Below are 18,230 nucleotides of genomic sequence, written 5' to 3'. Positions count from 1 at the left end.
ACTATATCCATTTTTACAACTTTGAGCGGTTTCAATTAAAATACCGTCTGACTCCGTTTCAAATACGGTGCCAGACGGTGTAATCCTGAGATATTCTGCGATTGGCTTTCCTTTTTACTGTCTATTTTATCTGGGGCGGTTCAGGCTCAGGGCTTGCCGGTGGAAACGTTCAGTTTATTTATGCTTTTGGGCTCCCTTTATTATGGCTGGGCTTCACCAATGTTCGCTAAAAGAAAACCAGTTCTCCATAATTCTCTCGGTGTAGCTCCAGTTGTCGGTTCCATCGCTCCAATGCCACTCCTCCCCCTCCGGCGTCGCGGTGTAACCCTCGCCCTGCGAGCTGAGCGGCTGATCGTTAGGCGAATAGTAAAAGCCTTTATAACATGTCTCGGAGCCAAACCCGCCTGCCGCTTTGCCAAATAAAATCATATCGTTGTATTCGTGGCTGTATAAAATTCTGAACCCTTTGTAGGAACTGTAGCCCGAAATCGTTTTATTCTCCAGGATCGTTTCCACGATCTCCATCAGCTCCGCTTGGTTTTCTTTTACCACTTTTTCAATGGGCGGGTCCAGGCCTTTTTTAACCGCATAAATGCCACATACCACAGCCAAAAGGGCTCACATTCCGATCACGAGTTTTTTACGCTTTGTAATCGCCGGCCCCTCCTTTTCGGTGTCGTGCCTGCCGCTTCGGCATGCGCTATTTCAGCTCCACCACGGTCACGCCGTCCTCCCCCTCGCCATAGCGGCCCAGGCGGAAGCTCTTCACATTCTTGTGGCCCCGCAGGTGCTGGTGGATGGCCTTTCGCAGCGCGCCGGTGCCCTTGCCGTGGATCAGGTACACCACCATAAGGCCGGTCATGACCGCGTGGTCGATAAACTGGTCGGCCTCCATCAGCGCTTCCTCCACGGTCATGCCCAGCAGGTTGACCTCCATGCTGGCCGTTCGCTCCACCTTTTGCACCGTGGCGCTGCGGGGCGGCGTGCGGGGCTTTGCCGGGCCGCTTTTTTGCAGCTTGTCCGGCGCTTTCAGGCCCGCCAGGGGCACCTTGGTCTTTAAAATGCCGGCCCGCACCTCCACCATGCCGTTCCGGTCCGGCAGGCTGGTAACGGTGGCAAGCTGGTCGTACTCGGCGATCACCACCTCCTGCCCCAGGCGCACCTCCTTCAGCGGCACAAACTCCCGCACCGCGTTGTGCACCACGTCGGTCTTGCCGTACAGGTTTTCGGCGTCCCTGCGGGCGATCTCCCGCGCCCGCGCTGCGCGCTGGGCGGCGCTCTGTTTGTCGTCCCGCTGCAGCCTGCGCAGCTCGTCGGTCAGGGCAAAGGCCTCGGCCTGCACCTGCTGGGCCATCTGGCGGGCCTTGGCGCGGGCGGCCTCCAGCTCGGTTTCGCCCTGGCGGATCAGCGCGTCGCACTTTTCCTTCGCCTTTTCCAGCGCGTGGGCCGCCTGCTCCTTTGCCGCCTCGGCCTGGGCCTGGCTCTCTTTGAGCTCCAGCTTTAAATCATCCAGCTGGGCCAGCACGTCGTCCAGGCGCTTGTCGTCGCTGGCAAGGTGGGTCTCCGCCCGCTGGATCACCCTGGGCGGCAGCCCCAGCTTTTCGCCGATCAAAAACGCGTTGGATTTGCCCGGCACGCCCACGCTCAGCTTGTAGGTGGGGCGCAGGCTCTCCACATCAAATTCGCAGCTGGCGTTCACCACCCCCGGCGTTTCCAGCGCGAACACCTTCAGCTCGGAGTAATGGGTGGTGGCCATGACCAGCGCCCCCTGGATGCGCAGCTGCTCGATGATGCTCACCGCCAGCGCCGCCCCCTCGGCGGGGTCGGTGCCGGCGCCCAGCTCGTCCAGCAGCACCAGGCTGCCTTTGAAGGCGCCATCCAGGATACCGGTGATCTTTTTCATGTGCCCCGAAAAGGTGGAAAGGCTCTGCTCAATGCTCTGCTCATCGCCGATGTCCACTAAGTAGTCGGCAAAAGCGCACACCGTGCTGTGCTCGTGGGCCGGGATCAGCAGGCCGTGCTGCGCCATGGCGCACAAAAGCCCCGCTGTTTTCAGGGTCACGGTCTTGCCGCCCGTGTTCGGGCCGGTGATCACCAGGGTGTCGTACTCCCCGCCCAGGGCCACGTCGATGGGCACAACCTTTGTCTTGTCGATCAGGGGGTGGCGCGCCTTTTTCAAATCGAACCAGACTCCGTCCGCCACCTGCGGCATATAGGCTTTTTGTTCCAGCGCCAGCTGGGCCTTTGCCAGCAGCACGTCGATCGCAAGCATCGCCTGGTAGCTGAAATTGAACACCGGCTCGATGCCCGCCACCTGCTCGGTAAAGGCCACCAGAATCCGCTCGATCTCGGCTTTTTCCTGGCTGCGCAGCTGCATGATCCTGGCGTTTGCCTCCACCACGGCGGTGGGCTCCACAAACACCGTGGCGCCGGTGCTGGAAACGTCGTGGATGACGCCCCCCACCTCGCCCCGGTACTCGGCCTTTACCGGCACCACAAAGCGGCCGTTGCGCAGCGAGACCACCGCATCCTGCAAAAATTTGTTGGTGGTGCTGTTTTTGATGATGGCGTCCAGCTTGTCGCGGATCGAGTTCTCGGTGGCCTGGATCTTGCGGCGCACCTCAAACAGGGTGTTGCTGGCGGTGTCCGCCATTTCTTCCGGCGAAAGAATGGACTCACTGATGGCTTTTTCCAGCGCTGGCTGGGGGGTGAGCGCATAAAACAGGTCATCCACCGGCAGCAGATCGTGTTCGCTGATGTGATACCAGCTCACCAGATTTTGAAAGTTGCGCAGCGCGCCCGCCACCTCCAGCAGCTCCGCCATCGAAAGCACGCCGCCCTTAACGGCCCGGCTCACAATCTTGTTTACCCCGTTCACCCCGCCAAAGCGCGGGCTGCCGTTTTTCAGCAGCAGGCTGTTGATGGCGTCGGTCTGGCTGAGCGCAAAACGGGTTTCCTCTGCATTTTCGCAGGCGGGCTGTTCCAACAGCAGCGCGCGGGCCTCGGCACAGGTGGCATACTCCGCCGCCTGCGCCAGTATCTTATCCAGTTCCAGTGTTTTTAAGTAGGTTTTATCCATGGGTCGGTTTCCTCATTGTTTTATAGAAATGGGCGGGCGCTTTTTGTGCAAAGCGGCCCGCCTTTACAGCAATACCGTCTTCAAAAATTCCAGGGTTTTCAAGGGCTTGTCCAGGTGGTGGGCTGCATAATGTTCGGCCGCCCGGCCCAGGGCCTCCATGCTCTCGGGCGGAATGGAAAAGCTGAAGATCTTTTTGTCCTCCACCAAGGCGATATGCCGCAGCGCGGTGAGCGCAGCGCCGTCCAGGTTCGGGGTCTTTCCCTCCTTTGCCGCGCAGTCGGCACAGCGCAGGGTTCCCGCGGCTTCGTTAAAGTAAAAGGGGCCGCCCTCGTATTTACCGCAGGCGCCGCAGCCGATCAGCGCCGGCATATACCCCGCCTCGCACAGCGCGCGCAGCTCGAACACAGTCTTGATCTGGCCGGGCGTTTTTCTGCCCTCGCCGATCAGATACAGGCTGTTGAGCAAAAGGCGCAGCAGGGCCGCAGCCTCGGTGCCGGTGGGCGAAAGGGTGAGCGTCAATTCCGCCAGATACATGGCCAGGGCTGTGCCCTCAATGCTTTCCCTCACTCCAAAAAACACCTGTTTCACCTGGGCGTCGTCCACCACATACATGGTCTTGCCCTGAAACAGGGTGAACTCAGAATAGCAAAAGAGCCCGCATGCGCTGAAAAGCTTGCTCTTCAGCCGCAGGCTCCCCTTTGCGGATGCAGTGATCACGCCCAGTTTTGGGGTGAGCAGGGTGATGATCCGGTCAGATTCCCCTACTTTGACTTCCCGCAGTACCAGGCCCGGCGTTACGATCTGCATGGTTTTCCCCCGCTGGGGCGGTCTGCTTGCCGCCCTCCCGTTTTTGCACCTGCTTATAGTGCAGATACTCCTGCACGCTGCCTGTGCTCTCAAACGCTTTCCAATAAGAGTTGCTGCTGTTCATTGCGATTCACCTTCCCTGGCACTACTGTTCCTTCATTTTAAAACAGATATGCCCGGAAAAGTTGTCCAGCCCTGTAGAAAAATTTCCTTTTCCGTTCCCGCGCTTTCGTGATTAAACGACGGCGTTACCGCTCTTGCCGAAAACCGAAGTCATTCAGCAAAAAGTCGCTGTCACGCCAGTCGTCCTTCACCTTCACCCAGCACTGCAGGTTAACCCGCGCGCCCAAAAAATCCTCACACTCGGTGCGGGCCTCGCTGGCGATCTTTTTCAGCATTTTTCCGCCCTTGCCAATGATCATGCCCTTATGGCTCTTGCGCTCGCAGTAAATGTTCACGTCAATGTCGATCAGGTTCGTGCCCGGCCGCTCTTTAAAGCGCTCCACCGTCACGGCAATGCCATGGGGGATCTCGTCGTAAAGATTCAGCAGCATCTTTTCCCGAAGTATCTCGCTCACCAGCGCCTTTTCCGGCAGGTCGGTGTATGCGTCGTCCGCAAAAAAATGCGGTCCCTCCACCGCGTGGGCGGCCAGCAGGCCGAACAGCTCCTCGCACCCCTCGTCGGCCAGCACGCTCACAGCCTCCACCGCTTCAAAGGTTTCCAGCGCTTTCAGCTGGGCGCGGCGCGCCTCCAGGTCTGCCGGCCGCTTTAAGGTATCGGTCTTGTTGATCACTGCAATGGCCGGCCCGCCGCCCTTTTTCAGCGCCCCGATCATGGCCAGCTCCGCCTCTGTGAACTCACCATAAGGCTCAAACAGCATCAGGCTCACGTCCACATCGGCCACGCTGTCGGCCGCCGCCTTGCTCATCCGCTCGCCCAGCTTTGTGCGCGGGATGTGCACCCCCGGCGTGTCCAGCAGCACATACTGCACCGGCCCCCGGGTCACGATCCCGGTGATGCGGGTGCGGGTGGTCTGTGGTTTTGAGGTCACAATGGCCACCTTTTCCCCCACCAGGCGGTTGGTCAGGCTGGATTTTCCCACATTGGGCCGGCCCACCAGGGCCACAAATACCGAAGAAGTCTGCAAAATGTTTATCCTTTCTTTCCCATGCCAAAAACGAACCAGCCCGCAGCGGGCAGCGAAGCAGCCAAGGCAGCCAAAACCGCCGGGCGCGCGGCAAACCAGCCAAACAGCGCAAGCCAGCCCCCCGGCCGCCAAAACAGGGCAACCCCTGCCGCCAGCGCCGCCAGGCCCGCGGCCAGCACCGCGCCGGCCGCCATATCCTTTGCCGCGCCCGCAGGCCGCCAGTGGGCGGGGTCCGGATCCTCTACCGCCCGCTCAATGGCCGAATTCACCAGTTCCAGGGCCAGCACGCCGCCGATACACACGAACACCAGCGCCCACTCCGCCGGGGTAAACCCAAAAAAGGGGCAGGCCAGCAGAACGTAGGCCGCCGCGCACAGCTCGAAGCGAAAATTGCGCTCGGCCTGCACCGCGCGGCCCACTCCCCGGGCGGCATAGCCAAAGCTTGCGATAAAGGCCCTCATCTCAAAGCTGGTCCGCCGTGTAGGACACCGTGCGCGGCAGCCCCAGCTGAATCAGCACAGCCTCCTCTTTTTCGCGCATCTTTACCGCCTCCAGGCCCCCGACCTCGTGGTCGTAGCCCAGCAGATGCAGCATGGAGTGCACGGTCAAAAACGCCACCTCCCGCTGCAGCGGGTGGCCGTAGAGCTCGGCCTGTTCCATCGCGCGCTCCATGGAGATCACGATGTCCCCCAGCAGTGCGGCACCCGTATCCCGGTTATGGTCGTACACCCCGCCCTCGCCCAAGGGGAAGCTCAGCACGTCGGTGGGCATGTCCTTGTTTCGATACTGGCTGTTCAGCTTTTGAATCTCGGCGTTATCCACAAAAGTGACGCTGATCTCAGCCGGCTCGGGGAATTTTTCAAACTCCAGCACCGCGTTGCAGCTGCGGCGAATCAGGATTCGCAGGCCCGAGGGCACCTTCACGGTCTTTTGCTGATTTGAAATAAGCACTTTATTCGACACTTTTTTCACCTCATAGCTCTTATGTTCCTCCCTCACTGCACGGTGAGGGCCAATTCCTTAATTCTTGTGCAGCCGGGCCGCCGCGGCCCGGTCATAAGCCTTTACGATCTCCTGTACCAGCCTGTGGCGCACCACATCCTTTTCAGAAAAATGCACCCGGGCGATGCCAGGCACATTTTTGAGCACGCTCAGCGCGTCCACCAGGCCGCTGCGGCTTTTGTCCGGCAGGTCGATCTGGGTGATATCGCCGGTCACCACCACCTTGCTGCCAGCCCCCATGCGGGTCAGGAACATTTTCATCTGCTCGGGGCTTGTATTCTGCGCTTCATCCAGAATGATGAACGCATCGTCCAGCGTGCGGCCCCTCATATAGGCCAGCGGCGCCACCTCGATGGATTGCTTTTCCAGCAGCTTTTGAAAGCCCTCGGCCCCCAGCATGTCGTACAGCCCATCGTACAGCGGGCGGAGATACGGGTCCACCTTATTTTGCAGATCGCCCGGCAAAAAGCCCAGCTTTTCGCCCGCCTCCACCGCGGGCCGGGTTAAAATGATGCGCGTGACCTCTTTGCTTTTAAAAGCCTTTACCGCCATGGCCACCGCCAGATAGGTTTTTCCTGTGCCCGCGGGCCCCACCCCAAAGGTGATGGAATTCGCCTTGATGGCCCGCAGATACTCCTGCTGGCCCAGGGTCTTGGCGCGCACGGGGCGCCCTTTGGCCGTAATGGCTATAAAGTCTTCGGTAAGTTCCTTTACCCTGCGCTCCTCCCCCGCCCCCGCGAGGCCGATGCAATAGCGCACCGCCTGCTCTTCCAGGGGAGTGCGGTTTTCCAGCAGGGTAAGCATGGCATCCACAGCGCGGCCCGCAGCGGCCACTGCACCGGCCTCGCCCGCCAACTTGATCTCGGTGCCGCGGCACACGGCGGTCACACCGAACTCTTTTTCCAATAACCGGATGTTCTCATCACAGCTTCCAAAAATAGCAAGGGCTGTATCCACGCTGTCCAGTTCAATCAATTTTTCGGCCATTCTGCACCTGCTTTTTTTCTTTACATTACAAGTATTATTATATCACAAAATTTTTCATTGGGAACTGTCAATGTTCCACAAAATTTTTGGCTGGTTTCAGCCAGCTTGCGGCCTGGTGATATCCGCTTTCATATCCACCGTGAGGGTGTACACCAGCGCGCCGTCCTGCCAGTCCTCCTGGGCGCTCTCGGTCACCAGCTCGGCGCCGGGGAACTCCGCATATAGCTGCTGCATACAAGCATAGTGCGCGTATTCCCGGGCGGCCTGCTGGTCAAGGTGAAATTCCTGTTGTTCGCTGGGGGCTTTCAGCCGCTCTTCTAGTGTGACCGGCAATGCAAAGCCCAATACCCCCAATTGTTCATGGCGGATTTTCACATCCTCTTGCTGTGCCAGGCTCTGCCGGCCCAGCGCCAGGCGCCAGGGCCCCAGCCGCAGCGCTTTTTCGCTCTGCACCTCCCCTGTCAGGGCATTGGCTGCATAGACCAGCGGCTGGGTGCATTGGTAGGTTTTTTTCACCGCCGCGATCACTCTGCCCTTTGCGTGGGATTCAATGGGAATGAGGTTGTGGTCCGGCAGCACCGCGCTGATCAACACGTCCCCCTGGGCCACAGTCTGGCCGACCTTCTTTTGCAAAAAGCCCTCCTGCACATTGGTTTCCAGCACGATGCCGTCCGCCGCAGCTACCAGATCGACCGGGTCATTGGGTTCGATCACAGGCTTTTCGCGGGCAGGGGCAGCTTCCACCACCAGGCGCCCCTTGCCGAAATTCAGCGAGATCCAGCCCAACTCCTGCGATTGACTGAGAAGTTGTTTTTCGCTCAGGCGGATCTTTTCCTGGGTTAAAAACGCGCCCTCGTAAATATCCATATTGTAGAGCGCCGCCTCCACCTGGCGCTGCTGCACCGGGCTCAGGCCCTCCCAGCGGATCGCCCACACCGTTTTTCCGAACAGCGCTATTGCCGCCAAAAACAGCAGCGGTCCCACCGCCAGGCCCCATCGCCCCCGGTAGCGCTTGCACCGGAAATAAAGCCCCTGCTTTTTTTGTACCCGCAGCCGGGTGCGGCAGCGGCGTGCCATGTGCGCGGTATGCCTGTAATAGCGCGCGGGCAGCGCGGCGGTAAACCCGCCCGGCACAGGCCGGACATGTTCCAGGGGCACCCCTTGCTGGCCGCAAAGGGTAATGAGCTTTTCATACCGCCCGCCCTGGGCGCAAAAGCATACCCTTGCAAAGCATTTATCCCAAACCATGCCGTTTACTCCTTATATGTAAATTCCGCCCGAAATACCTTTCCGCGCAGGGTAAGCAGGGCCCGCCCCATGGAGCACAGCTCCAGCTCATTGCCGAATAGCGATATCTCCCAATGCCCCATGTCCAGGCGGACGGCCTCCTCATTGTAAAGTAATATCTCTTTACAGTTTTCCACCTCGATCTGGCCGCGGCAGTTGATGTGCAGTACCGGCTGGCGGTAGAACCCTGGCTGCGGCTGCCCCAGCAGCCCCTTGATCATTTCGCCCAGGCGTTCGCGCTCCTTTTTCTTGCGCTTCATGCTGCGCGCCCCCTTTCTGTTGCTTCTTTCTTTATTTATATTAGTCAGGAGGAAACCCTTATGAAAATTTGTGCTTCCCGCCGTCTTTCAGGCGGTCTGGCCGCCGTCGCGTTCCTCGCGCTGATCCTGGCCTTTCCCAGCCAGAGTGCCCGGGGCATCAGCGAGGGCCTGGGGTGCTGTGCGCTGCAGGTCATCCCGGCATTGTTCCCCTTTTTTGTGGTGGCAAATCTGCTGATCGCAAGCCCGCTTGCAAACGGCCTGGGCGCGCTGGTGTGGCCTTTCACCCGTTTTGGGCTGGGCATCAAGGGTCAAAAGGGAGCCACCGCTCTTTTGGTGAGCTGGCTGGGCGGGTTTGCTGTGGCCGCCGGCACGGTTTCCCAGTTATACCGCCAGGGGCAGCTCAGCCGCCGCCAGGCGCAGCTTTTGCTGGTGTGCGGAGTGGGTTCCGGGCCCGCGTTCATCTTAAACACCGTCGGCCTTTTGATGCTGGGCAGCTCCCGCCTGGGCGCCTGTCTGTTCGGTGCGCTTTTATGCGCCAACCTGTGTACCGGTATCGCAGCGCGGTTCACTCTTCCCCGCTCGGACGAGCAGATTTTTTACAGCGCTCCGGCCAGTCGTGAAGCAGACGGGCAGGCGGGCTTTGTGCAGGCAGTGCAGGCGGCGGTGGCCAGTATGCTGACCGTTTGCGGCTTTGTGATCTTTTTTCGTTTTTTGGGGGCGGTGTTGTTTGAGCTGCTGCCCCCAAGCGCGCCTGCGCAGTTCATTGCCAGCGCCCTGCTGGAGGTGACCAGCGGCTGCGCGGCCGCAGCGCAGCTCTCGGGCGGCGCCGCTGTGGCCGCCTGCTGCTGTGCGCTGAGTATCCAAAGCCTCTCAGTGCTGCTCCAGGTCCGGGCGCTGCTGTGCAGCGAGCTGTCGCTGGCGCCCCTCTTGGCGGCAAGGCCCCTGCACTTGGCGTTCTCGCTGCTCTGGCTCAAAGTGTTTTTGCGCTTTGTTCCCGGCGAGGCTGCGGCGGCCAGTACCCTGGCGGACCGTGTCATCACCCGCACCCGCATTGCGCCCGACGCTGCGCTGGTGCTGTTTTTGCTCTGCTGCGCGGTGCTTTGGCGGGCCGGCGGCTTTACATCGGCCAAACAATCGGCTATAATAAAGCGAGCGAAGGGGGGGTAAGCATGTTCCGCAAAAAAACGTTTTATGGCGCCGACATCCCGCCTGCCTGCGGGTACTGCGAGCATGGCCGGCGCGCCGCCGACCCCCGCATGATCCTGTGCTGCAAGCGCGGCGTGGTGTCGCCCTATTACCATTGCAAGCGCTTTTGCTACGACCCGCTGCTCCGCGTTCCCCGCCGCCAGCCAAAGCTGCCCAGCTTCACCGCCGAGGATTTTCGTTTGGATTGACTGTTCCCCCTTGACGCGGGCAACGTTTTCCGCTAAAATGATACCGTTGCGCGGTGGAAAGCAGCCCCATGCTGGAATAGCTCAGTCGGTAGAGCAGCTGATTCGTAATCAGCAGGTCGCGTGTTCAAGTCACGTTTCCAGCTCCAAACACCTCCCCCGTGCCCTCCAAGGCAAGCATTTTTTGCCTTGGAGGGCACGGGGGTTTCTTTAAGCGCGCCCATGCGCTTTTGCCTGGGCGCACTTTTTATTTTCAAGATGGACTTTTGTTGAATTTTCTGCTAAAATGAGTTATATTGCCGCAGAGTGCTGTTTTTGCGGTTTTATACTGGGCAAAAGGGGGCTTCTCTCTTGGCGGAAACCTACAAACAGTCGTTCTGGCAGGATTCCAGCGATCACCTGGATTTGTGCGTGTTCAACGGCGGCCGTGAATCCTGCGCGCCCGGGCACACCTGGGGGCCGGGCCTGCGCGACCATTATTTGATCCACCTTGTACTGCGCGGCGCGGGCAGCTACAAAACGGGCGGCAAGGAATACCGGCTTGGCGCGGGCGATCTTTTTCTGCTGCGCCCCGGGCAGTTGGCCTCATACACGGCCAGCCAGCAGGACCCATGGGAATACTCCTGGGTTGGGTTCAACGGCGCGTTTGCCAACAAACTCATGCGCAGCACCCCTTTTACCGAGCAGGAGCCAGTGTACCATTCGCCGGATCCCGCGCCTTTGCAAACGGCGCTTCTGGCTATTTTTGCCGCCCAGGGCTCCGAGCCGCAAAACGAGGCGGCGCGGGTGGGGCATCTCTATCTGTTCCTGTCCGGCCTGATGGGCCAGGCGCGCGAGGCAGACCCCCACGGTGGGGCGGGCGCTCAATATGTGGCCAGTGCCATCCGTTACATCCAGTACAATTACTCCCACGAGGTCAGCATCGACGACATCGCCAAAGCGGTGGGCGTGAGCCGCAGCCATCTTTACCGCCTGTTTATGAGCCATGTGGGGCAGAGCCCCATCGATTATCTCACCGGCTACCGCATCGACGAAGCCTGTAACCTGCTCAAGAACTCCCAGCTGTCCATTGCGGAGATCGCCATGAGCGTGGGCTTTTTCGACAAGTTCTATTTCTCCCGCGTGTTCAAAAAGGCCAAGGGCGTTCCCCCCAGTCGCTATCTGGCCAGCCTGGAAGCCCCTTCCGTTTAAAATTTGACCGCAAAACAGCAGCGGCAAAATCCCGGCCCTTGTGTGCTGCCCGCTCCGCGAACGGGCGGCGCAGGTGTTTTTATAAAATAATCATCCACTGGGAGAACGCTTCATGAAACGCATTTTTTTGTTTATTTTCAGGGCTTTGTTCGTGCTGGCCGGCGCAGCGGGCTGTATTTACCTTTACCTTTATGTGACCGGCTATTTTACTCCCGCCCCCGCGGTGGGCTACATCCATTCCCCCTCCCGGGCCGCCTACCTGGATCTGGATGTTCTAAAAAACGAACTTGCGGCCGGTGACGTTTCGCTTCTCGAAAGCGACGAGGGCGAAGCTCCTGCGGCAGCCGCGCAGCGCCTGCTGCAACTCGGCGCGCGGGTGCTGATTGTGGGGCAGGATGATCCGCAGGTCAGCAGCGCCCTGCTGGACGCCGCCGCACAGGCCGGGGCCACACTCGTGTTCGTGGGCAGCGACCCGGGCGCCGCGGTCCTTGCCGCCAGCGATAAAGCCTGGTACCTCGGCAGTGAAGCCGCACACGGGGGCGAGCTGCTCGGCAAGCAGGTGGCTCTGGCCTACCGCAATGGCGTGATCGCCGACGAAAACGGCGACCACCTTTTGCAGTATGCGCTTTTTCAGACCGAAAGCGGCGGGACCCACAGCCAGTTCGCCCGCTATGCCCTGGAAGAATGCGAACATTACGGCGTATACACCGCGCTTTTGGAATACGCAGGCGAGGAGGGTGAGCCCCTGCCCTTTAATGCGGAGCGCCTGACCGGCCAGCGAAAACCCGAGTTCATTTTGTGCACCAGCCCGCAGGATGCCCGCACCGCCTATGCGGTGGCGCAGGAGCTTGGCTGGCTGGAGGGCGACGCACCGGTGCGCATCGGCGCAGTGGCGCAGAACCGCGAGGACGCGCAGGCGCTGGTGGCCGACGGGGTGGCCCTGGCCGTGCCCTATTACGATCCCCAAGCTGCGGCGCGGGCTGCGGCCGCCATGGCACAAAATGCGATGGCCTTCCGTTTTATAGGGCAGGATACCGGTCTCTCGCCGGATGTGGAGGGCCGATTTATCCTGCCGTTCCAGCTCATCCAATAACCCCAACAAGGAGGCTTCGCCCTGTGCCGACCCCTAAAAACACAATTCTTCCCCTCACCATCGAAAGCCTTTCCAGCGATGGCAGCGGCGTGGGGCATTACGAAGGCAAGGCTGTTTTTGTGCCGTACACTGCTCCCGGCGACCGCATCGAGGCCCGCATCGCCAAGGATATGGGCCGTTATGCGTTCGGCATCCTGGAAAAGCCGGTGGCCTTGAGCCGCCAGCACATCGAACCGGACTGTCCCGTGTACCGCCCCTGCGGCGGCTGCTGCTTCCGCCACCTGAGTTACGAGGCCGAGGCCCAGGCCAAAGAGGGCTTTGTGCGGGATGCCCTGCGCCGCATCGGCGGGTTGGACCTCCCTGTTCTGCCGCTGCTCGCAAGCCCCCTGCAGCAGCGCTACCGCAACAAGGTGCAGTTCCCGGTGGCCCTGGACGCCGGTGGCCGCGTGAGTGCCGGGTTCTACGCCCCCCGCAGCCACCGGCTTGTCCCCTGTGACGATTGCCGGCTCCAGCCGCGGCCGCTCAACGAAATTGCGGGCTGGATCTGCAATTTTTTGCAGCAGAACGCCATTCCGCTTTACAGCGAGCAGACCCACACGGGCCTGGTGCGCCATATTTTTTTGCGTCAGGGCTGGCACACCGGCCAGGTCCTGGTTTGCCTGGTGATAAACGGCCGCTCCCTGCCCCGCGCGCAGGAATTCTGCGAATCGCTCACAGTCCACTTTCCCGCAGTGCGCACGGTAGTGCTGAACGTAAACCGCCAAAAGACCAACGTGATCACCGGCGCCGAATGTATTCCCCTGTACGGGCCGGGCTATATCGAGGACACCCTCTGCGGTGTGCCGGTGCAGCTGGGTCCCCTCTCATTTTACCAAGTGAACACACCGGGTGCGGAACTTCTTTACGGCGTGGCAAAACAATTTGCAGCCCTGCGCCCGGGCGATACCCTGCTGGACCTTTACTGCGGCATGGGCACCATCGGCCTTTCCATGGTACGGGAGTGCAAAAAGCTAATCGGGGTGGAGATCGTGCCGGAAGCGGTGGAAAGCGCCCGGCGCAACGCTGCCGCCATGGGCGCGGCCAACGCCCGTTTTCTCTGTGCGGATGCCGGCAGGGCCGCCGCACAGCTTGCCGCCGAGGGGCTCACGCCCAGCGTCGTCTGCCTGGACCCGCCCCGCAAAGGCTGCGATGAAGCCACCCTGAACGCGGTGTGCAAAATGGCGCCGGGCCGGGTTGTAATGGTGAGCTGCAACCCCGCCACCGCCGCGCGGGACTGTGCGTTCTTGGCCGCCCACGGCTACCGCGCGGTCAAGGCGCAGCCGGTGGACCTGTTCCCCCGCACAAAGCATGTGGAGTGCGTGATTCTGATGGTCAAGGCGGAATAAAGATGCAAGAAAGCTTCCTTTTGGGGCTTTTTCCGTCACAAAACAAAGGAGCTGTGTCATGTTTCCCGATCAAAAAATCGCCCTGAAAGAATTGGAAGCAGCCGGTGCGCTGAACCCGGGCCCCTGGACAAAGCACAGCTACAACGTGGCATTGGCGGCCAAAAGAATCGCCGCGCAGTGTGGTCACTTGGAGGAGGAAAAAGCCTTCGTGTGCGGCCTGCTTCACGATATTGGAAGAAGAACGGGGGTTGCCGCGCTGCGGCACACGATCGACGGTTACGATTACGCGACGGCACAAGGCTGGGACGAGGTCGCCAGGGTCTGCCTCACGCATTCTTTCCCCATAAAAGACATTGAAGCGGATATCGCCAAAAAAGACGTCACCGCGGCACAATATGCTTTTATAAAGCAGTATCTGGAAAACATTGAATACAATGACTACGATACATTGATCATTCTTTGCGACGCTTTGGCGGACGCGGAGGGTTTTTGCCTTTTAGAAAAGCGATTTGTCGACACCACCCGGCGCTATGGCATCTATCCGTTTACTGTGGAGCGGTGGAACAAAACCTTGGGGTATAAAGATCATTTTGAGGGTATCATGAAAAGATCCGTTTATTCGGTCCTGTCGGAGGGCGAAAAAGGCACAAAAAACTGGTTTTTAGTTTGAACCGGGCGATCTGACATCAAAGGAGTTCTTTATGAAACTTTTATTCAAACAGCGCTTTTTTTCCTGGCTGGACAGCTATGATATCTACGATGAGGCCGGCAATACGGTCTATACTGTGGAGGGCAAGCTCTCCTGGGGGCACCGGCTGGAAATCCTGAACGCCGGCGGATCGCCCCTGGGCACAGTAAAAGAGGAGGTCTTTACCTTCCTGCCCCGTTTTGCCATGTACCTGGGCGATGAATACATCGGTCAGATCAAAAAGGAATTCACCTTTTTCAAGCCGGTGTTCACGTTGGACTGCAACGGCTGGCAGGTGGAAGGCAATCTGTTTGAATGGGATTATACCATCACCGACGCCTATGGCGCAGAGGTGGCCTATCTTTCCAAAGAACTGCTGCACGTGACCGATACCTACGTACTGGACATTCCCGACCCGCAGAACGCCCTGCTGGTTCTCATGATCGCACTGGCAATCGATGCGGCAAAGTGCTCCAGTGCCAACAACTGAGTCCGTTTTTCCCATACTGCATGTCAGGAGGCTTTTCATGAACCCCGCCTTAAAAAAATGTCTGCGGCGCTGGCTGCTCATTCTGTTCACCGCTTTGTCCGGCGGTTTCTGCGTGCTGTTTTATGGCTCACTCGGGCTGGAAAAGCGCGCGCTCTGGTTTGCGCTGGGCTACTGTGTGGTGCTGCTGCCTGTCTGCCGCTTACTGCCCCGCTTTTTTGCCCGGGTATTTGCCGCGCTGCACGCTTTGGGGGTTTTGGGCGCGGCCGCTGTCTTTTTGGCTGTCACTCTGGGCGGCGGGCGGTATTCCGCCCAGGGCAGCTGGCAGCAAAGCCTGTACGCCGCGCCTCAAAAGGTGTTGTTTGTGGTGCCGCACCAGGACGACGACCTGAATCTGGCGGCTGGTGTGATCGACGCTTACCGCGCCGCGGGCACCCAGGTAAAAGTTCTTTTTTTGAGCAACGGCGACGCCGGCTTTCAAGACGGCTACCGCCTGAACGAAGCGCTGCGCTGCCAAAAGGTCCTTGGCGTGGAAGCCGGCGACGTGGTCTTTCTCGGCTATGGCGACCAGTATACCAGCCCCTACGGCCATATCTACAACGCACCCGCCGGCGAACTTGTTCCTTCGGACGCGGGCCGCACCCACACGTATGGCCTGAAACGCCACCCGGAATACCGCGCCTCGGTTTCCGGCGGCTGGTCAGACTATACCTACGACAATGTGATCTGGGACATGCAGGAATTCCTGGGCGCCGAATTGCCGGACGTGATCTACTGCATCGACCAGGATTTCCACCCCGATCACCGGGGCACCTCGCTGATTTTTGAAACGGCACTGGGCAACCTGCTGGGCTCCGGCGCCGATTATCATCCCCTCGTATACAAAGGGTTCGGCTACAGCACCTCCTGGCTGGCTGCAGACGACTATTACGCCCCCAACCTGCCCTCGGCTTTGCTGCCATATGAAAGCGGCCGCATGGAAGAAACCAACACTTACGTTTGGGCCGACCGGCTGCGCCTGCCCCTGCACCCGCAGGATATGGCCTATACCAGGCGTGCGAGCGCGCTCTACTCCGCCTTTGCCAGCTATGGCTCCCAGCGGGCGCTGCAGCGCATGGGGCGGGTGGTGAACGGCGACAAGGTGTTCTGGCCGCGCCGCACCGACAGCCTGCTTTATACCGCCCGCCTCACAGCCCAAAGCACCGATGGCCTTGGGCGGCTGACCGATTTTAAGCTGGCCGATTCCGCGCATGTGGCGCAGCGGGAACATCGCCCCTTTGATGGGGTATGGACCCCCGCCCCGGGCGATGTGCTCACGGTGGAGCTCGCGGCCCCGGCTGTTATAAACGAACTGGTGTTCTACGATTCGCCTTCCCTGCAGGACAACGTCCTTCAGGCGCGCATCACGCTGGAAAACGGCGAGCAGCTGCTCACCGGCCCCCTGGACCCCGGCGGCGCCCCCACCCGGTTAACGCTGCCCGCTCCCACCGGGCTCAGCAGCTTCACGGTGGAACTTTTGGAAACCGAGGGATCGGCCCCCGGCCTCTGTGAGCTGGAAGCCTATGCCGCGGATGCCCAGGGCCCTGCCTTCATCAAAGTCACCGATGCAGGCGGCAATTTTCTTTATACTTATACCCCGCAAAGCCGGCAGGATATCCTTTTGGGGGTGTATGGCAGCACGCCCGAACTGCGGGCGCTGGCGCAAGATCCGGCGGCCAATTTTACCGCCACCGTGAACGGAGCCCCCCTGGCTGTGCAGGATGGCAGCTTCGTGCTTCCCTGCCCTGCCAAAGAATCCACCGTCCGCCTTGCCTTAAAAAGCGACGCCTCGGTTTGGGACGAGATCACCGTAAAGCCATACTCCAAAGCGCGGCAGGCCTTTCTGCCCACGCTCCAAAAGCTCGACACCCTGTACTGCAGCTTCTCCTGCTGGACCCGCTACCACTGGGCTTTTGGCGAGCACTCTGTTCTAAAAGCGCTGGGCAGGCTTTGATCCGCCCCGTTTTCCCTGCCGCACTGTGCGCAAAACGATAAAACGCCCTCTGCTTTTCGGCGGGCAAAAGGAATGGATCACACGTGAAAGAAAACAGCTCTTTGCCCTCGCATCGCAACGGGGGCTTCACCTCTTCTGTGGGGTTTATTATCGCCTGTGTGGGCAGTGCTGTGGGCCTTGGGAACATCTGGATGTTCCCTTACCGGGTGGGGCAATACGGCGGCGCCGCATTTTTGATCCCTTATCTTCTGTTTACCCTGTTGTTCGGCTGGGTCGGCCTTTCCGCAGAATTCGGTATCGGGCGGCTGGCGCGCACCGGCACCCTGGGCGCGTATGGCTATTGCTTTGAACGCCGCGGCAGGCGCCGGCTGGGCACCGCTTTGGGCTGGATCCCTCTGCTCGGCTCACTGGGCATTGCGATCGGGTACGCGATTATTCTGGGCTGGGTGCTGCGCAGCCTGGCGGGTTCGGTCACCGGCCGCCTGCTGGCCTCCGACCCGTCGGTTTACTTTTCGGGGGCCACCGGGGCTTTTGGCAGCCTGCCCTGGCACGCCGCCATTGTGGCGGTGGTGTGCCTGGTTCTCGCCTTGGGCGTAACAAAAGGCATCGAAAAGGCCAGCAAGGTCCTGATGCCTCTGTTCTTTGCACTGTTTCTCTTTTTGGCGGTGTGGGTCGCTTTTTTGCCCGGCGCCGCCGAGGGCTATCGTTTTCTGTTCGTGCCCCGGTGGCAGGCTCTGCTCCGGCTCGACACCTGGGTCATGGCGATGGGCCAGGCCTTTTTCTCGCTTTCCATCACCGGCTCCGGCATGATCGTATACGGCGCCTATCTGGATAAAAGCGCCGATATCCCCGCGGCCTCGCTGCGCACGGCCCTGTTCGACACAATGGCCGCCCTTTTGGCCGGCCTTGCCATTATGCCCGCGGTCTTCGCTTTCGGCGTGGATGTGACCCGCGGCCCCTCCCTGATGTTCATTACCTTGCCCACCGTATTCCAGAAGATGCCTTTCGGCCGCTTTTTTGCAGTCTTTTTCTTCCTTTCCGTGGCGTTTGCCGGCATTACTTCGCTCATCAACATGTTCGAGGCCGTGATCGAGAGCTGGCAAACCCGCTTTTGCCTGCCCCGGGGCGCGGCGGTGGCCCTGTGCGGCGGCGTTACTTTTACGGTGGGCGTCTTTCTGGAAGCCGAGCCCGTGGTGGGCGCCTGGCTGGATTTTATCACCATCGTGGTCGTTCCCATCGGCGCGGTGCTGGGCGCGGTCGCGGTCTATTATGTGCTGGGCTGGCCCCGTATCCGGCAAGAGCTTGAAACAGGCCGCGCCCGCCCCTTAAGCCGCGCCTTCGGCCGTGCCGCCAAATATCTCTATGTACCCCTGACTGCGCTCATCCTGATCCTTGGTTTTGTGTACGGCGGCATCGGCTGAGCCCTGCCTTC

The 18,230-nt window shown here is 60.1% G+C and carries 18 protein-coding genes and 1 tRNA gene; 10 read left to right on the top strand and 9 right to left on the bottom strand.

Going from position 1 to position 18,230, the window contains the following annotated elements; translation table 11 throughout:
- Positions 1-213: 213 nt before the first annotated feature.
- The 9 genes from ACMLHZ_RS05090 to ACMLHZ_RS05050 all read right to left on the bottom strand — a co-directional run bounded on the left by ACMLHZ_RS05090 (position 214) and on the right by ACMLHZ_RS05050 (position 8,570).
- Positions 214-612 carry a hypothetical protein gene (locus ACMLHZ_RS05090; RefSeq protein ID WP_418666709.1) on the bottom strand — a complete coding sequence of 133 codons (399 nt, stop codon included), beginning with the start codon at positions 610-612 and terminating at the stop codon, positions 214-216.
- Positions 613-700: 88 nt separating this feature from the next.
- On the bottom strand, positions 701-3,079 hold the full coding sequence (locus ACMLHZ_RS05085) for an endonuclease MutS2 (RefSeq protein WP_418666708.1): 2,379 nt from the start codon (positions 3,077-3,079) through the stop codon (positions 701-703).
- A 63-nt stretch (positions 3,080-3,142) separates the two neighbouring features.
- A complete protein-coding gene (gene recO / locus ACMLHZ_RS05080; RefSeq protein WP_418666707.1) occupies positions 3,143-3,886 on the bottom strand; it encodes a DNA repair protein RecO in 744 nt (247 codons plus the stop codon).
- 248 nt (positions 3,887-4,134) lie between these two features.
- Positions 4,135-5,037 (bottom strand): GTPase Era, encoded by a 903-nt coding sequence (gene era, locus ACMLHZ_RS05075; RefSeq protein WP_418666710.1) that lies wholly within the window; start codon positions 5,035-5,037, stop codon positions 4,135-4,137.
- 2 nt (positions 5,038-5,039) lie between these two features.
- Positions 5,040-5,495 carry a diacylglycerol kinase gene (locus ACMLHZ_RS05070; RefSeq protein ID WP_418666706.1) on the bottom strand — a complete coding sequence of 152 codons (456 nt, stop codon included), beginning with the start codon at positions 5,493-5,495 and terminating at the stop codon, positions 5,040-5,042.
- Position 5,496: 1 nt separating this feature from the next.
- Positions 5,497-5,997, bottom strand: a complete 501-nt coding sequence (gene ybeY, locus ACMLHZ_RS05065; RefSeq protein ID WP_418666705.1) for an rRNA maturation RNase YbeY — start codon at positions 5,995-5,997, stop codon at positions 5,497-5,499.
- 57 nt (positions 5,998-6,054) lie between these two features.
- Positions 6,055-7,023, bottom strand: a complete 969-nt coding sequence (locus ACMLHZ_RS05060; protein ID WP_418666704.1) for a PhoH family protein — start codon at positions 7,021-7,023, stop codon at positions 6,055-6,057.
- 96 nt (positions 7,024-7,119) lie between these two features.
- Positions 7,120-8,271, bottom strand: a complete 1,152-nt coding sequence (locus tag ACMLHZ_RS05055) for a sporulation protein YqfD (RefSeq protein WP_418666703.1) — start codon at positions 8,269-8,271, stop codon at positions 7,120-7,122.
- Between the two features lie 5 nt (positions 8,272-8,276).
- Positions 8,277-8,570, bottom strand: a complete 294-nt coding sequence (locus tag ACMLHZ_RS05050) for a YabP/YqfC family sporulation protein (protein ID WP_418666702.1) — start codon at positions 8,568-8,570, stop codon at positions 8,277-8,279.
- 60 nt (positions 8,571-8,630) lie between these two features.
- On the opposite strand from ACMLHZ_RS05050, the gene ACMLHZ_RS05045 reads away from it, so the two are divergent.
- The 10 genes from ACMLHZ_RS05045 (at position 8,631) to ACMLHZ_RS05000 (ending at position 18,219) form a co-directional block, all read left to right on the top strand.
- On the top strand, positions 8,631-9,737 hold the full coding sequence (locus ACMLHZ_RS05045; RefSeq protein WP_418666701.1) for a hypothetical protein: 1,107 nt from the start codon (positions 8,631-8,633) through the stop codon (positions 9,735-9,737).
- Between the two features lie 2 nt (positions 9,738-9,739).
- Positions 9,740-9,964 carry a hypothetical protein gene (locus ACMLHZ_RS05040; protein WP_418666700.1) on the top strand — a complete coding sequence of 75 codons (225 nt, stop codon included), beginning with the start codon at positions 9,740-9,742 and terminating at the stop codon, positions 9,962-9,964.
- A gap of 70 nt (positions 9,965-10,034) precedes the next feature.
- Positions 10,035-10,110 (top strand) — tRNA-Thr (locus tag ACMLHZ_RS05035).
- Between the two features lie 202 nt (positions 10,111-10,312).
- Positions 10,313-11,152, top strand: a complete 840-nt coding sequence (locus ACMLHZ_RS05030) for an AraC family transcriptional regulator (RefSeq protein WP_418666699.1) — start codon at positions 10,313-10,315, stop codon at positions 11,150-11,152.
- A 112-nt stretch (positions 11,153-11,264) separates the two neighbouring features.
- Complete coding sequence (locus tag ACMLHZ_RS05025) at positions 11,265-12,245, top strand: substrate-binding domain-containing protein (RefSeq protein WP_418666698.1); 981 nt, start codon at positions 11,265-11,267, stop codon at positions 12,243-12,245.
- Positions 12,246-12,268: 23 nt separating this feature from the next.
- Positions 12,269-13,630: a 23S rRNA (uracil(1939)-C(5))-methyltransferase RlmD gene (gene rlmD, locus ACMLHZ_RS05020; protein WP_418666697.1), complete on the top strand. Its 1,362-nt coding sequence runs from the start codon at positions 12,269-12,271 to the stop codon at positions 13,628-13,630.
- Positions 13,631-13,688: 58 nt separating this feature from the next.
- On the top strand, positions 13,689-14,300 hold the full coding sequence (locus ACMLHZ_RS05015; protein WP_418666696.1) for an HDOD domain-containing protein: 612 nt from the start codon (positions 13,689-13,691) through the stop codon (positions 14,298-14,300).
- Positions 14,301-14,331: 31 nt separating this feature from the next.
- A complete protein-coding gene (locus ACMLHZ_RS05010) occupies positions 14,332-14,808 on the top strand; it encodes an LURP-one-related/scramblase family protein (protein ID WP_418666695.1) in 477 nt (158 codons plus the stop codon).
- Positions 14,809-14,845: 37 nt separating this feature from the next.
- On the top strand, positions 14,846-16,798 hold the full coding sequence (locus ACMLHZ_RS05005) for a PIG-L family deacetylase (RefSeq protein WP_418666694.1): 1,953 nt from the start codon (positions 14,846-14,848) through the stop codon (positions 16,796-16,798).
- Positions 16,799-16,881: 83 nt separating this feature from the next.
- A complete protein-coding gene (locus tag ACMLHZ_RS05000) occupies positions 16,882-18,219 on the top strand; it encodes a sodium-dependent transporter (protein ID WP_418666693.1) in 1,338 nt (445 codons plus the stop codon).
- The last annotated feature ends 11 nt before the right edge of the window (positions 18,220-18,230 follow it).

The organism is Allofournierella sp., assembly GCF_048388525.1.
Classification (GTDB): domain Bacteria; phylum Bacillota; class Clostridia; order Oscillospirales; family Ruminococcaceae; genus BQOK01.
This window is presented reverse-complemented; position numbering and strand designations above follow the sequence as displayed.

What these genes read in the sequence shown, in the direction of transcription:
- ACMLHZ_RS05085 (WP_418666708.1), bottom strand. Translation starts at nt 3,079, where the DNA reads ATGGATAAAACCTACTTAAAAACACTGGAACTGGATAAGATACTGGCG.
- recO (WP_418666707.1), bottom strand. Translation starts at nt 3,886, where the DNA reads ATGCAGATCGTAACGCCGGGCCTGGTACTGCGGGAAGTCAAAGTAGGG.
- ACMLHZ_RS05070 (WP_418666706.1), bottom strand. Translation starts at nt 5,495, where the DNA reads ATGAGGGCCTTTATCGCAAGCTTTGGCTATGCCGCCCGGGGAGTGGGC.
- ACMLHZ_RS05060 (WP_418666704.1), bottom strand. Translation starts at nt 7,023, where the DNA reads ATGGCCGAAAAATTGATTGAACTGGACAGCGTGGATACAGCCCTTGCT.
- ACMLHZ_RS05055 (WP_418666703.1), bottom strand. Translation starts at nt 8,271, where the DNA reads ATGGTTTGGGATAAATGCTTTGCAAGGGTATGCTTTTGCGCCCAGGGC.
- ACMLHZ_RS05050 (WP_418666702.1), bottom strand. Translation starts at nt 8,570, where the DNA reads ATGAAGCGCAAGAAAAAGGAGCGCGAACGCCTGGGCGAAATGATCAAG.
- ACMLHZ_RS05045 (WP_418666701.1), top strand. Translation starts at nt 8,631, where the DNA reads ATGAAAATTTGTGCTTCCCGCCGTCTTTCAGGCGGTCTGGCCGCCGTC.
- ACMLHZ_RS05040 (WP_418666700.1), top strand. Translation starts at nt 9,740, where the DNA reads ATGTTCCGCAAAAAAACGTTTTATGGCGCCGACATCCCGCCTGCCTGC.
- ACMLHZ_RS05025 (WP_418666698.1), top strand. Translation starts at nt 11,265, where the DNA reads ATGAAACGCATTTTTTTGTTTATTTTCAGGGCTTTGTTCGTGCTGGCC.
- ACMLHZ_RS05015 (WP_418666696.1), top strand. Translation starts at nt 13,689, where the DNA reads ATGTTTCCCGATCAAAAAATCGCCCTGAAAGAATTGGAAGCAGCCGGT.
- ACMLHZ_RS05010 (WP_418666695.1), top strand. Translation starts at nt 14,332, where the DNA reads ATGAAACTTTTATTCAAACAGCGCTTTTTTTCCTGGCTGGACAGCTAT.
- ACMLHZ_RS05005 (WP_418666694.1), top strand. Translation starts at nt 14,846, where the DNA reads ATGAACCCCGCCTTAAAAAAATGTCTGCGGCGCTGGCTGCTCATTCTG.